Source organism: Curtobacterium sp. PhB137 (genome assembly GCF_003814955.1).
Classification (GTDB): domain Bacteria; phylum Actinomycetota; class Actinomycetes; order Actinomycetales; family Microbacteriaceae; genus Curtobacterium.
The window spans coordinates 367,072-380,113 of sequence record NZ_RKQO01000007.1 but is presented as its reverse complement, the minus strand read 5'-3'; the positions used below and the strand labels follow the sequence as shown (position 1 = coordinate 380,113).

The following is a 13,042-nucleotide window of genomic DNA, read 5'->3' as shown; positions in this document are numbered from 1 at the left end:
CTCTAAAGGGCAGACGCCCGCCCCAGCGGCCGCCGCCGCACCCGCCTCAGTGCTCGCCGAGCGCCCGGTCCACCGCCGCCGTGATCTCGCCCTGGTCGAAGTGGTTCCGGATCACGATGACCTCGGCGTAGGTGTCGCCGATCGCCTCGACGAACTCCTGGCTGGTGAGGATCACGTTGGCGTCGTCGGACACGTCGCGCACCGAGGCCACGTCGGCCGCGACGACCGATGCCTGCAGGCCGAGGGCGGACAACGCCTTCTCGGCGTTCACCTTCAGGATGCCGCTCGAGCCGATGCCCGCACCGCAGATGGTCACGATCTTCACGCGGACACCCCCATGATCGTGCGGACCTCGTCCGCCGTCGTCGCGTCGGCGATCCGCCCCGTGACGGCCTGGTCGTTGAACAGGTTCGCGATCTCACCGATGGACTCGAGGTGCGTGCCGACCCCGGCGACCGCGAGCCCCAGGACCACACGGACCGGGTCGTTGTGCGGGTGGCCGAACGCGACCGGTGTCTCGAGGGTCACGACGGCGAGCCCGTCGCGCAGGACCGCGCCGCCCGGTCGGGCGTGGGCGAACGCCAGACCCGGGGAGATCACGATGTACGGCCCGTGTTCCTCGACCATGCCGATCATGGCGTCCGTGTACTCGTCGGTCGCGGCTCCGGACGCGACGAGCGCGCCGCCGGCCAGGCGCATCGCGTCACGCCAGGTGGGCGCGGTGGCCCCGAGGAGCACGGCGGCGTCCGGCAGCGGCGGCAGTCCCATGCGTCAGGCCTCCGAGTACCCGGAGGTGATGGTCGCGATGATCTCCTCGCGGTCCTCGAGCGGCAGGAAGGAGCCGAGCGCCGCGTTGATCTGGAACGCCGCCAGGTCGTCGAGGTCGTAGCCGAACGTGCCGGCGAGCAGTGCGAGCTCCTTCGACAGCGACGTCCCGCTCATCAGGCGGTTGTCGGTGTTCACCGTGACCCGGAAGCCGAGCTGGTAGAGCACGTCGAAGGGGTGGTCGGCGAGGTCGTCGCCCCAGGCCGCGATCGCACCGGTCTGCAGGTTGGAGGACGGCGAGACCTCGAGCGGGATCTCGCGGTCGCGGACCCACGACGCGACCTCGCCGAGGGAGGCCAGCGTCGAGCCGTCACCGGCGTCGGAGAGGGTGACGTCCTCGAAGATCCGGACGCCGTGCCCGAGGCGCAACGCGCGGCCGTCGACGAGCGCGGACCGGATCGAGGCGAGTCCGTCGGCTTCGCCCGCGTGGACGGTGACGGGGAACAGCTCGGATGCGAGGTAGTCGAACGCGGCACGGTGGTTCGAGGCGGGGAACCCGGCTTCGGCACCGGCGATGTCGAAGCCGACCACCCCGTTGTCGCGGTGCCGGACGGCGAGCTCGGCGATCTCGAGCGAGCGGTCGGCGTGGCGCATCGCGGTGACGAGCTGGCCGACCCGGATGCTGCCGCCCGCGGCGTCGACCGCTTCCTCGATGCCGGCCTGCACGGCCTCGACCGTCTCGTCGAGCGTCAGCCCGCCCTGCAGGTGCTGTTCCGGGGCCCACCGGACCTCGCCGTAGACGACGCCGTCGGCGACCAGGTCCTCGACGAACTCACGGGCGATGCGCGTCAGCTGCGGTGCCGTCTGCATGACCGAGGTGGTGACGTCGAACGTCTTCAGGTACTCGACGAGCGAGCCCGAGTTCGACTGGTCGGCGAACCACTGCCCGAGCTCGGACGGGTCGGTGGTCGGCAGCGTCACACTCGACGCAGCAGCCAGCTCGACGATCGTCGCGGGGCGCAGTCCGCCGTCGAGGTGGTCGTGCAGCGAGACCTTCGGCAGGTCGTTGATGACCGCTCCGGCGTCGGGCAGGCGGTAGGTCGGGGCGTCGGCGCTCATGCGACCAGGCTATCGGTGGTCACCGACCACGCGCAGGCACCTGTGCACAACAGACCCCTGCACAGACTGGCGCATCCCACTCAACGGGATCGCGAAGCGATCCGTGGGATGCGCGGGCGAGCCTGCGAGCCCGGTCCACACGTGTGCGGAGAGCCTCCAGCCGGTCGGACGGTCACGTTCAGCCCGCGATGCGCTCCCGCACGATCGGCCCGCGGGCCGCCACGGCAGCGTCGGACGAGCCGATCGACCACGCACCCTCCAGCGACTCGAGCGCCCGCGGGATCCGCGACGCGTCGTCGGTGTGCAGCGTCCAGAGCGGCTGCCCCTCGGTCACGGTGTCACCGGGCTTGACGTGCAGCTCGATGCCCGCCCCGGCCTGCACCGGGTCCTGCGCGCGGGCACGACCGGCACCGAGGCGCCAGGCCGAGACGCCGAACGGCAGGGCGTCCTGCTGCGCCAGCACACCGGACGACGGCGCCGTGACGACGTGCTGCTCGCGGGCGACCGGCAGCGCGGCGGAGGGGTCCCCACCCTGCGCGGAGATCATCCGACGCCAGGTGTCCATCGCCCGGCCGTCGGCCAGTGCAGCCGCAGGATCGGCGTCCGGCATCCCGGCGAGCGTCAGCATCTCCGAGGCCAGTGCCACGGTCAGCTCCACGACGTCGGCCGGACCGCCGCCCTCCAGCACCTCGACCGACTCCCGCACCTCGAGTGCGTTGCCGATCGTCAGGCCGAGCGGGACCTCCATGTCGGTCAGCAGCGCCGAGGTCTTCACCCCGGCGTCGTTCCCGAGGTCGACCATCGTCTGCGCGAGCTCGCGCGACGCCTCGTACGTCGGCATGAACGCACCGGAGCCGAACTTCACGTCGAGCACGAGCGCACCGGTGCCCTCGGCGATCTTCTTCGACATGATGCTCGACGCGATGAGCGGGATGCACTCGACGGTGCCGGTGATGTCGCGCAGGGCGTACAGCTTCTTGTCGGCCGGTGCGAGACCCGAGCCGGCGGCGCAGATGACCGCACCGACGTCGGACAGGATCTCCATCATCCGGTCGTTCGACAGCGCAGCCTGCCACCCGGGGATCGACTCGAGCTTGTCGAGCGTCCCGCCGGTGTGGCCGAGGCCACGGCCGGACAGCTGCGGCACCGCGACGCCGAACGACGCCACCAGCGGTGCGAGCGGCAGCGTGATCTTGTCGCCGACCCCGCCCGTGGAGTGCTTGTCGACGGTCGTCTTGCCGAGCGACCCGAACGACATCCGCTCCCCGGACGCGATCATCGCGAGCGTGAGGTCCTTGACCTCGCGCCGCTCCATCCCGTTCAGGAAGATCGCCATCGCCATCGCGGCCATCTGCGGGTCCTCGACGTAGCCGCGTGTGTACGCGTCGACGAGCCAGTCGACCTCGGCGGTGCTCAGGGCGCCACCGGATCGCTTCGTGCGGATGAGGTCGACGGTGTCGAACGGCTCGACGGCCATGGGGATCAGTGCTCCTGTTGGTAGGTGGCGAGGGTGCGCGGCCCGAACGCGTCGGGCAGGACCTCGTCGATGGTGCGGATGCCGGAGACCGTCTCGAGGAGCATGCCCTCGGTCGAGTGCTCGAACAGCAGCTGGCGGCAGCGGCCGCACGGCATGAGGGTCGCCCCGTCGCCGTCGACGCACGTGAACGCGACGAGCTTGCCGCCGCCGGTCATGTGCAGCTGCGACACGAGCGAGCACTCCGCGCAGAGCGTCACCCCGTAGCTCGCGTTCTCGACGTTGCAGCCGGAGACGATCCGACCGTCGTCGGTGAGCGCCGCGGCGCCCACCGGGAACGACGAGTACGGCGCGTAGGCGCGCCGCATCGCGGCTGTGGCGGCGTCGCGGAGAGCGCCCCAGTCCACGTCGTCGACCGGGAGGCCGGTGGCTGCGTCCGCCCCGTCGGCGGCGGTGTCGCCGCCTCCCGCGCGCAGGGCCGTGGCCGGGTCCGTCCAGGCGATCGCGTCGGTGGACGCGGCCGTGCCGTCGTCCGCAGCGTGCGTGTCGGTCATGTGCCGTGCCTCCTGGCCGTCAGCTCTTGATGTACGGCTTGCCGGACGCGGCGGGACCGCGCGACTGCCCGACCAGGCCGGCCACCGCGAAGATCGTCACCACGTACGGCAACATCAGCAGGAACTCGCTCGGCACGGGCGAGTCGATCGCCCCGAGCGTGTTCTGCAGGTTCGAGGCGAAGCCGAACAGCAGCGCCGCCAGCGTGGCCTTGATCGGGTCCCAGCGACCGAAGATGACGGCGGCCAGGGCGATGTAGCCGGCGCCCGCGGTCATGTCCTTCGTGAACGGTCCGACCGCGTCGAGCGTGAAGTACGCACCACCCAGGCCGGCGATCGCGCCGGCGAGCGACACGTTCCAGAACCGGGTGCTCGTGACGTTGATGCCCACCGTGTCGGCCGCCTGCGGGTGCTCGCCGACCGCGCGGAGGCGCAGGCCCCAGCGGGTCTTGAACAGGCCGAAGGTGACCACCGCGACGGCCACGTACGCCAGGTAGACGATGACGCTCTGCTCGAAGAACACCGGACCGATCACCGGGATCTGGTGGAGCAGCGGGATCTCGAACTTCGGGAACCGGACGCCGACGTTGAGCGTGGTCTCGTTCGGGGACAGCACCTGCGAGTACAGGAAGCCGGTCAGCCCCGAGATGAGGGCGTTGATGACGACACCGACGATGACCTGGTCGACGAGGTACTTGATGCTGAACGCGGCCAGGATGAACGAGACGAGCACACCGGCGACGAGCGCGCCGACGAGCCCGACCCACGCGGAGCCGGTGAGCGACGCGATGAGCGCCGAGGTGAACGCACCCGCGAGGAACTGGCCCTCGATGGCGATGTTCACCACGCCGACCCGCTCGGAGATGACGCCGCCGAGGGCACCGAACACGAGCGGGACGCTCAGCCCGAGTGCGCCGACCAGCAGGCCGGGCAGCGGGATCGTCGCGCCGGCCGCTGCCCACGTCAGGAAGCCGACGACGAAGACGATCGCGAAGACCGACGTGACCCAGAGCGGGACGTGCCGGTAGGCGCGGACCTCGACGAAGGCGTAGACCGTGGCGATCGCCAGGAGCACGACCACGACGTAGCCGGTCGGTGCGGCCGACAGCGGGACGTTCGGCAGCGCGACGAAGTCGCCGGCGTTCGCGAGCCGGAAGGTGGTCGTGCCGGCACGGCTGAGCAGGACGAAGAACACGACCGCGAGCAGCGTGAACACCGCGTACCCGATCGGGAGCTTCCAGCTGCGGGTCGTCTCGACCGGACGGTCGGACAGGGGCGACGCGGGCGCCGCGGTGGGGCTGAGGGTGCTCACGCGGCGACCGCCTTCTTGCTGTTCTTGCTCGTCTTCGTGCGCTGGCGGGCTCCCGGCTGCGGGATCCGGAAGATCGCGCGGACGAGCGGCGGCGCCGCGATGAACAGGACGATGAGGGCCTGGATGACACCGACGATGTCGATCGGGATGCCGTTGGCGGCCTGCATGGCGTAGCCGCCGTTCTTCAGCACGCCGAACAGGATCGCGGCCCAGAACACGCCCCACGGCTTCGAGCGGCCGAGCAGCGCGACGGTGATCGCGTCGAAGCCGATGCCGGCGTCGATGCCCGAGGTGAAGCCCGTCGTGACCGCACCCTGCACCTGGTAGGCACCGGCGATGCCGACGAGGGCACCGGAGATGACCATCACCCAGATCGTCAGTGCCGGCACGCTCATGCCGGCGACGCGGGCGGCGCGGGGGTTCTCACCGATGGTGCGGAACCGGAAGCCGAGCGACGACTTGTTGACGAGCCACCAGACCACGACGACGGCGATGATCGCGACGATGAAGCCGAGGTCCACGCCGTACCGCTCGCCGAAGAGCTGCGGCAGGAGGGCGCTGTCCTTCGTTGCCGGGGAGATCGGGTTGCTGCTGCCCGGAGCCTGCAGCAGACCGGGGGTCCGGAGCAGGTAGCTGACCAGGTAGAGCGCGACGTAGTTGAGCATGATCGTGACGACCACCTCGTTCGCACCCGTGCGGGCCTTGAGGACACCGACGATCCCTCCCCAGACCGCACCGCCGACGATGCCGGCGACGATCGTGAGCGGGATGTGGATCGCGGCAGGGCCGTCGAACGAGAACCCGACCCAGCCGGCGGCCGCGGCCCCCATCAGGATCTGGCCCTGGCCGCCGATGTTGAACAGCCCGGCGCGGAAGGACAGCGCGATCCCGAGGCCGGCGACGACGAGCGGCACCGCGTAGTCGATCGACCGGGTGAGCGGGGCGATCGCCTGCTGGAAGCTGGTGGCGCCGAAGTTGACCACCGAGCCCTGGAACAGCGAGGCGTAGGCGCCGCCGACCGCGGTGCCGATGGCCTGGAGCATGTCGGCGGGACGGGCGAAGAAGTAGCCGGCCGTGGCGCGGACGTTCTCGTCGGTCAGGGCGATGAGGATGCCGCAGGCGACGAGGGCAAGGACGACCGCGAGGACCGTGACGAGCACGGAGCCGTTCAGGATGCTCTGCATCGCGGCGTGCCAGCGGTCGGTGCCGGGGGCGCCGTTGCGGCGCTCGGTGTCGTCCGCCGAGTCCGTCATCAGGTGCGGGGTCTCCGGGGCCTCCTGCAGGCGGTCGTCGGTGAGCGGCTGCTGCGTGTTGTCTGGGTCCTGCGCGGTCACGCTGCCAGCTCCGTTCCTTCTGGGATCTCGCCGGCCATCATGAGGCCGAGGACGTCTCGCGGGGTGGTCGCCGGCACGATCCCGACGATGCCGCCGCGGTACATGACGGCGATGCGGTCGGCCAGTGCCACGACCTCGTCGAGCTCGGTGGAGACGACGATGACGGGCACACCGGTGTCGCGGGTGGCGACGATGCGCTTGTGCACGAACTCGATCGACCCGACGTCGATGCCGCGCGTGGGCTGCGCGGCGACGAACAGCCGGAGCTCGCGGCTGAGCTCCCGGGCGAGGACGATCTTCTGCTGGTTGCCGCCGGACAGCCGACCGGCAGCGGTCGCGCGGCCCGGCGTGCGGATGTCGAACTCGGCGATCTTCTCGTCGGCGAAGGCGTCGCGCTCGGCGGCGCGGATGGTGCCGGCGCGGACGAACGCGTCGTGGTCGGACCGGTCGAGCATGAGGTTCTCCGCGATCGTGAACTCGCCGACCAGGCCGTCCTCCTTGCGGTCCTCGGGGACGAAGCCGACGCCGGCGTCGAGCACCTGCTTGACGCTGCGGCCGGTGAGCTCCTTGCCGTCCAGCGTGATGCGGCCGGCGTGGACGGGCTCGAGACCGAGGATCGCCTCGGTGAGCTCGGTCTGCCCGTTGCCCTGCACCCCGGCGATCGCCAGGACCTCGCCACGACGGACCGAGAACGACACGTCGTCGACGAGCACGATGCCGGACGGGTCGGTCACGGTGAGGCCCTCGACGACCAGGGCGTCCTCGCCGCCGGTCGACGGCGTCTTGTCGACGACGAGGGAGACGGCACGGCCGACCATCATCGCGGCCAGCTCGTTGTTGGTCGCCGCGGGCGAGGCCTCGCCGACGACCTTGCCGAGCCGGATCACCGTGATGCGGTCGGCGACCTCGCGGACCTCGCGGAGCTTGTGGGTGATGAAGACGATCGCGGTGCCGGCCTCGCGGAGCTGCCGCATGATGCCCATCAGCTCGTCGGTCTCCTGCGGGGTGAGGACGGCCGTCGGCTCGTCGAACACCAGCACGGAGGCGTCGCGGGACAGCGCCTTGATGATCTCGACGCGCTGCTGGACCCCGACGGGCAGGTCCTCGATCTTGGCGTCGGGGTCGACGTCGAAGCCGAAGCGGTCGGAGATCTCCTTGACCCGCTTGCGGGCGCCGGCCAGGTCGAGCCGTCCACCGAAGGTGGTCTGCTCCTGACCGAGCATGACGTTCTCGGCGACGGTGAAGACGGGTACGAGCATGAAGTGCTGGTGCACCATGCCGATGCCGGCGCGCATGGCGTCACCGGGGCCGTCGAAGTCCTGGACCACGTCGTCGAGCAGGATCTGGCCCTCGTCGGCGTCGTACAGGCCGTAGAGGACGTTCATCAGAGTGGACTTGCCGGCGCCGTTCTCACCCAGGAGGCAGTGGACCTCACCCGGCTCGACGGTGAGCGAGATGTGGTCGTTGGCGACCAGGGCGCCGAACCGCTTGGTGATGCCGCGGAGTTCGAGCTTCATGTTCGGGAGTCTATTTCTGTCTCGCGCGCGCCACGCGGGCGCACGGTCTCGAGTGCGCCACGCGGGCGCACGGTCTCGCGTGCACCGCTCGGGCGCACGAGAACGCGGGCGAGGGAAGCCCCTCGCCCGCGTTCGTCGGGTCAGGACTGGGTCTTGACCTTGATCGAGCCGTCGATGATGCCGGCCTTGATGTCGTCCAGTTCGCCCTGGAGGCCCTTGTCGACCTTGGACTCGTAGTCGTGGAACGGCGCGATGCCGACGCCCTCGTTCTCGAGCGTGCCCACGTACGGGGTCTTCGAGAACTTCTTGTCGGCCGCCTGCTCGACGACGTCCTTCACGGCCGGGCGCATGCCCTTCTCGACCGAGGTGAAGGCGATGTCCTTGTAGCGCGGGTCGGCCTCGTAGAGGTCGCTGTCCGCACCGATCAGGACGGAGCCGTTGTCGGCGTCCTTGATGGCCTCGGCAGCGGACTGGTAGATCGGACCGCCGACGGGCAGGATCACGTCGGCGTCCTGGTCGAGGAGCGTCTGCGCGACCGACTTGGCCTGCGTGCCGGCCTCGAAGCCACCGGTGAAGGAGCCCTTGCCGGTGTCGACGTTCCAGCCCTTGACCTGGACGTCCTTGTCCTTCTGCTCGTTGTAGTACTTCACGCCGTCCGCGAAGCCGTCCATGAAGATGGTGACGGTCGGGATCTGCATGCCACCGAAGGTGCCGACGACGCCGGTCTTCGAGTAGGACGCCGCTGCGTAGCCGGCGAGGAACGCGGCCTGCGAGGTGTCGAACGTGATCGGCTTGACGTTCTTCGCGTCGATCGAGCTGTCGTCGATGATCGCGAAGTCGGTGTCGGGGTTCGCCGCGGCCTGCTTCTTCGTGGCGTCGGCGAGGTTGAAGCCGACGGTCACGACGAGGTTGCAGTTCTGGCCGATGAGCTGCTGGATGTTCGAGTCGTAGACGGTGGCGTCCTTCGACTCGGCTTCCTTGTAGGTGGCACCGAGGTCCTTGGCGGCGTCCTTCATGCCCTCGTAGCCGAGCTGGTTGAACGACTTGTCGTCGAAGCCACCGGCGTCGGAGACCATGCAGGGGCGGAAGTCGGTCTTCTTGGCGGTCGTCGTGTCGGACGGCGCCGAGGCGCAGCCTGCGAGGACGGCGGCGGTGCCGAGGAGCGCGAAGCCGCTGAGGACGACGCGTCGGGTACGAGATGTCACGGGTGGGTTCCTCCGGGGAGCGTGCCCGGACCACGTGCGTTCCGGGCGATCGTGGCGACAGTACACGACCGCCCGGCCGGTACAGGACCCGTTCTGAGCACCGGACGGATCAGTTACGGGATCGCGACCGCGCCGAAACGCGCCCGTAACGCGAGGTCACGCTCGGACCCCCAGTTCGAGGGGGTTGTCGGTGGAGCGCTACAGGACGTCGCCGCGGCCGCTGATCTTGAGAGCATCCACGACGCCCTTGACCCGCTGTGCGTTCGCGCTGGTCGTCACGAGCAGCGCGTCGGGGGTGTCCACGACGACGATGTCCTCGACCCCGATGAGCGAGATGAGCCGCTGGCTGTGCGAGATCACGATGCCGCTCGACGAGTCGGCGAGGATCCGGGCGCCGTCACCGAGCACGGCGAGGTTGTTCGGGCGACCACCGGACTGCAGCTTGGCGAGCGAGGCGAAGTCGCCGACGTCGTCCCAGTCGAAGTCACCGGGGACGACCGCCATGCGGCCGGCCGCGGCGGCTGGCTCGGCGACGGTGTAGTCGATCGCGATCTTCTCGAGCGTGGGCCACACCGCGTCGACGACCGCACCGCGGGCCGAGGTGTCCCAGGCGTCCGCGAGCTCGTTGATGCCGGCCAGCAGCGTCGGGTTGTTCCGGCCGATCTCCTCGAGCAGCACGTCGGCGCGGGCGATGAACATGCCCGCGTTCCACAGGTACGTGCCCTGTTCGACGTAGGAGCGTGCGGTGTCCAGGTCGGGCTTCTCGACGAACGACCGGACGGCGTGCGCGGTCGGTGCGCCCTCGATGTCCAGGGTGTCGCCGTGCGCGTGGATGTACCCGAAGCCGATCGCGGGCTCGGTCGGCGTGATGCCGATCGTGGTGATGTACCCGGCGCGGGCGACGGCGACGGCCTCGCGCACCGAACGGCGGAAGCCGCGGGCGTCACCGATGACGTGGTCGGCGGCGAAGGAGCCGATGACGACGTCGGGTTCGCGGCGCACCAGGATCGCCGCGGCGAGGCCGATGGCCGCCGTGGAGTCCTTCGGTTCGCTCTCGAGCACCACGTTGTGGTCCTCGACCCCCGGCAGTTGCGACTCGACGGCGACGCGGTGCGCCCGTCCGGTCACGACCATGATCCGCTGCTCGCCCGCGAGCGGGGCGAGCCGGTCCCAGGTCTGCCGGAGCAGCGAGGTGCCGGACCCGGTCAGGTCGTGCAGGAACTTGGGTGCGTCCGCGCGCGACAGCGGCCACAGGCGCGATCCGATGCCCCCTGCGGGGATGATCGCGTAGAAGTCTTCGAGAGCGTCAGCCACGCGCTCACCGTACCGGTCCTGCCGCGCGGATCCTGGGTGGTCTCCGCACGATTCCCGCATGCGGGCTCCCGCAGGGCATCGTCGGCGTGCGCGCGGCGACGGCGTCGCGTTGTTCACCCGTCGCCTCCGCCCCGTTCACGTCGTCGGCCCCGCGGGGTCACGTGACGCCCGGAGCATGGGCAGCACCATGAGCGCACGCAGCGTGGAGCGCGGCACGTCCCCCCGGACCGTCGCCGTCGTGACCGAGAGCTTCCTGCCCACCCTCAACGGCGTGACCACCAGCGTCCTGGCGGTCCTCGACCACCTGGAACGCCGTGGCCACCGCGCGGTCGTGATCGCACCGGACACCCCGGGACTCGCGCAGTTCCGGTCCCGCAGCAGTGTCGAGCGCTACCGCTCCTTCGACGTGCACCGGATCCCCGCCGTCGCGTACCGGCAGTTCCCCGTCGCACTCCCCCACCCCGTCCTCGACACGATCCTCGCCGCCTCCGGCGCCGACGTGCTCCACGCCGCGAGTCCGTTCCTGTTGGGTGGGCGCGCGATCACGGCAGCCGGGAGGCTCGGCATCCCCTCCGTCGCCGTCTTCCAGACCGACGTGGCCGGTTTCGCCCGCCGCAACGGGTTGACGGCGACCGTCCCGTTGGTCCGCAGGATCCTCGGCCGCATCCACGCCGGCGCCTCGCTGACGCTCGCGCCGTCGAGCGCGACCGCCGCGATGCTCGCCGAGGACGGCGTCCCCCGCGTCGCACGGTGGGGGCGCGGGGTCGACACCGAGCTCTTCCACCCGGCCCGACGGGAGTCCGCCCACGTCCGAGCGCTCCGACGCCGGATCGCGCCGCACGGCGAGACGATCGTCGGCTACGTCGGACGGCTGGCCCCGGAGAAGGAGGTCGAACGGCTCGCCGAGCTCGGCGGGATCCCCGGCATCCGCGTCGTCGTGGCCGGCGGTGGACCGTCCCGCGCGCTGCTCGAACGGCGACTGCGGCACCTCGACGTCACCTTCACCGGACCGTTGCGCGGCGACGCCCTCGCCGACGCGTACGCCTCGCTCGACCTCTTCGTGCACACCGGTCCGGCCGAGACCTTCGGGCAGACCCTCCAGGAAGCGCACGCCTCGGGGCTGCCGGTGATCGCGCCGGCGTCGGGTGGTCCGCTCGACCTCGTCGCCCCCGGACTCGACGGCGAGCTCTACGACACCGACGCACCACAGGCCCTGCGACAGGCGGTCCTGCGGCTCCACCACGACCGCGCACTCGCGGAACGGATGGGATCGGCGGGCCGTCTCCGGGTCGAGGGCACCACGTGGGAGGCCGTCGGCGACCAGCTCCTGGGGCACCACGACACGGCCAGGAACATCGGCGCGCCGCCCGTGGGTCGGGGCCTGCGGGCCGGTCGGGACGAGAAGGTCAGCACCCGCGCATAGGATGGGACGTGTTCCACACGAACACGAACGGCAAGGGCTCGCCGATCGGGCGAGCCCGTCCTATGGAAGGACGAGCTCATGGCTGAGCCCACCGGCGGCGGTACGGCGACCGCCGTCCCCGAAGTCACGATCGAGGCGCCCCGCGCCTCTCGGAAACTCGAGGGCACGCTGTACCGCGGGTCGACCGGCATGTGGTCGTGGGTCCTGCACCGGATCACCGGTGTCGCGATCTACTTCTTCCTGCTCGTGCACATCCTCGACACGGCACTCGTGCGCCTCTCGCCCGAGGCGTACAACGCGGTCATCGGCACGTACAAGACCCCGATCATGAACCTCGGCGAGATCGCCCTGGTGATGGCCATCGTGTTCCACGCGTTCAACGGGCTCCGGATCATCCTCGTCGACTTCTGGTCCAAGGGGCCGAAGTACCAGCGGGCCATGTTCTGGGTCGTCATCGTCCTGTGGGCGATCGCGATCGCGGGCTTCCTGCCCCGCCAGCTCATGAACCTCTTCGCGGACTTCAACTAGAGGGGCACCTGATGACCACGCAGATCGTCGAACCTCCCCGTTCCGCCTCGGCCGCCCGCCGCTCCACCAACTGGGAGAAGTGGGGCTGGATCTACATGCGCGGCTCGGGCGTCCTGCTCGTCGTGCTGATCTTCGGCCACCTCTTCGTCAACATGGTGGCTGGCGAGGGTGTCAAGCAGATCGACTTCGCCTTCGTCGCCGGCAAGTGGGCGAACCCGTTCTGGCAGGTGTGGGACTCCCTCATGCTCGTCCTCGCGCTCATCCACGGCTCGAACGGCATGCGCACGATCGTCAACGACTACGTGTCGAAGCCGGGCATCCGGAAGACGCTCCTCGCCGCGATCCTCATCGCGTGCGTCGTGTTGATCGTCCTCGGCCTGCTCGTCTGCTGGACGTTCGACCCGTGCCCCGCCGGCGCAGCCGCCGCGGACCTGCCCTCCTTCTGCCCGGCGCAGTAGCACCATCCCCGCTGCCGACCGCCTTCCCACCGTCTACGGAAA

13 protein-coding genes are annotated in these 13,042 nt (G+C 70.3%); 3 read left to right on the top strand and 10 right to left on the bottom strand.

Annotated elements, in window-relative coordinates:
- Positions 1-46: 46 nt before the first annotated feature.
- The 10 genes from EDF28_RS13910 to EDF28_RS13865 all read right to left on the bottom strand — a co-directional run bounded on the left by EDF28_RS13910 (position 47) and on the right by EDF28_RS13865 (position 10,591).
- Positions 47-325, bottom strand: a complete 279-nt coding sequence (locus tag EDF28_RS13910) for a PTS sugar transporter subunit IIB (RefSeq protein ID WP_123292189.1) — start codon at positions 323-325, stop codon at positions 47-49.
- Positions 322-768, bottom strand: coding sequence for a PTS sugar transporter subunit IIA (locus tag EDF28_RS13905; protein ID WP_123938688.1), 447 nt, complete (start codon positions 766-768; stop codon positions 322-324). The genes EDF28_RS13910 and EDF28_RS13905 overlap by 4 nt, the downstream gene beginning before the upstream one ends.
- Positions 769-771: 3 nt before the next feature.
- Positions 772-1,884 (bottom strand): adenosine deaminase, encoded by a 1,113-nt coding sequence (locus EDF28_RS13900; protein ID WP_123938687.1) that lies wholly within the window; start codon positions 1,882-1,884, stop codon positions 772-774.
- A gap of 178 nt (positions 1,885-2,062) precedes the next feature.
- Positions 2,063-3,361: a thymidine phosphorylase gene (locus EDF28_RS13895; protein WP_123938686.1), complete on the bottom strand. Its 1,299-nt coding sequence runs from the start codon at positions 3,359-3,361 to the stop codon at positions 2,063-2,065.
- Between the two features lie 5 nt (positions 3,362-3,366).
- Positions 3,367-3,765: a cytidine deaminase gene (locus tag EDF28_RS13890; protein WP_123339066.1), complete on the bottom strand. Its 399-nt coding sequence runs from the start codon at positions 3,763-3,765 to the stop codon at positions 3,367-3,369.
- Between the two features lie 166 nt (positions 3,766-3,931).
- Positions 3,932-5,221, bottom strand: a complete 1,290-nt coding sequence (locus EDF28_RS13885) for an ABC transporter permease (RefSeq protein WP_123338926.1) — start codon at positions 5,219-5,221, stop codon at positions 3,932-3,934.
- Positions 5,218-6,555 (bottom strand): ABC transporter permease, encoded by a 1,338-nt coding sequence (locus EDF28_RS13880; protein WP_395875255.1) that lies wholly within the window; start codon positions 6,553-6,555, stop codon positions 5,218-5,220. Before EDF28_RS13880 ends, EDF28_RS13885 begins: the two co-directional genes overlap by 4 nt.
- Positions 6,552-8,072: an ABC transporter ATP-binding protein gene (locus EDF28_RS13875; RefSeq protein ID WP_111086621.1), complete on the bottom strand. Its 1,521-nt coding sequence runs from the start codon at positions 8,070-8,072 to the stop codon at positions 6,552-6,554. The genes EDF28_RS13880 and EDF28_RS13875 overlap by 4 nt, the downstream gene beginning before the upstream one ends.
- A 140-nt stretch (positions 8,073-8,212) precedes the next feature.
- Positions 8,213-9,277, bottom strand: a complete 1,065-nt coding sequence (locus EDF28_RS13870) for a BMP family protein (RefSeq protein ID WP_123292183.1) — start codon at positions 9,275-9,277, stop codon at positions 8,213-8,215.
- Between the two features lie 198 nt (positions 9,278-9,475).
- Positions 9,476-10,591 carry a mannose-1-phosphate guanylyltransferase gene (locus EDF28_RS13865; RefSeq protein ID WP_123672266.1) on the bottom strand — a complete coding sequence of 372 codons (1,116 nt, stop codon included), beginning with the start codon at positions 10,589-10,591 and terminating at the stop codon, positions 9,476-9,478.
- Positions 10,592-10,778: 187 nt separating this feature from the next.
- Here EDF28_RS13865 and EDF28_RS13860 point away from each other — a divergent pair, with 187 nt between their 5' ends.
- From EDF28_RS13860 to sdhD, 3 genes are all read left to right on the top strand, one after another.
- Positions 10,779-12,014: a glycosyltransferase family 1 protein gene (locus tag EDF28_RS13860; RefSeq protein WP_235035928.1), complete on the top strand. Its 1,236-nt coding sequence runs from the start codon at positions 10,779-10,781 to the stop codon at positions 12,012-12,014.
- Between the two features lie 78 nt (positions 12,015-12,092).
- A complete protein-coding gene (gene sdhC / locus EDF28_RS13855) occupies positions 12,093-12,542 on the top strand; it encodes a succinate dehydrogenase, cytochrome b556 subunit (protein WP_123292180.1) in 450 nt (149 codons plus the stop codon).
- A gap of 11 nt (positions 12,543-12,553) precedes the next feature.
- Complete coding sequence (sdhD, locus tag EDF28_RS13850) at positions 12,554-13,000, top strand: succinate dehydrogenase, hydrophobic membrane anchor protein (protein WP_111086628.1); 447 nt, start codon at positions 12,554-12,556, stop codon at positions 12,998-13,000.
- Positions 13,001-13,042: the final 42 nt, after the last annotated feature.

Excerpts from the sequence above, each read along its gene's own strand:
- EDF28_RS13905 (WP_123938688.1), bottom strand. The coding sequence starts at position 768 with ATGGGACTGCCGCCGCTGCCGGACGCCGCCGTGCTCCTCGGGGCCACC.
- EDF28_RS13900 (WP_123938687.1), bottom strand. The coding sequence starts at position 1,884 with ATGAGCGCCGACGCCCCGACCTACCGCCTGCCCGACGCCGGAGCGGTC.
- EDF28_RS13895 (WP_123938686.1), bottom strand. The coding sequence starts at position 3,361 with ATGGCCGTCGAGCCGTTCGACACCGTCGACCTCATCCGCACGAAGCGA.
- EDF28_RS13875 (WP_111086621.1), bottom strand. The coding sequence starts at position 8,072 with ATGAAGCTCGAACTCCGCGGCATCACCAAGCGGTTCGGCGCCCTGGTC.
- EDF28_RS13860 (WP_235035928.1), top strand. The coding sequence starts at position 10,779 with ATGAGCGCACGCAGCGTGGAGCGCGGCACGTCCCCCCGGACCGTCGCC.
- sdhC (WP_123292180.1), top strand. The coding sequence starts at position 12,093 with ATGGCTGAGCCCACCGGCGGCGGTACGGCGACCGCCGTCCCCGAAGTC.
- sdhD (WP_111086628.1), top strand. The coding sequence starts at position 12,554 with ATGACCACGCAGATCGTCGAACCTCCCCGTTCCGCCTCGGCCGCCCGC.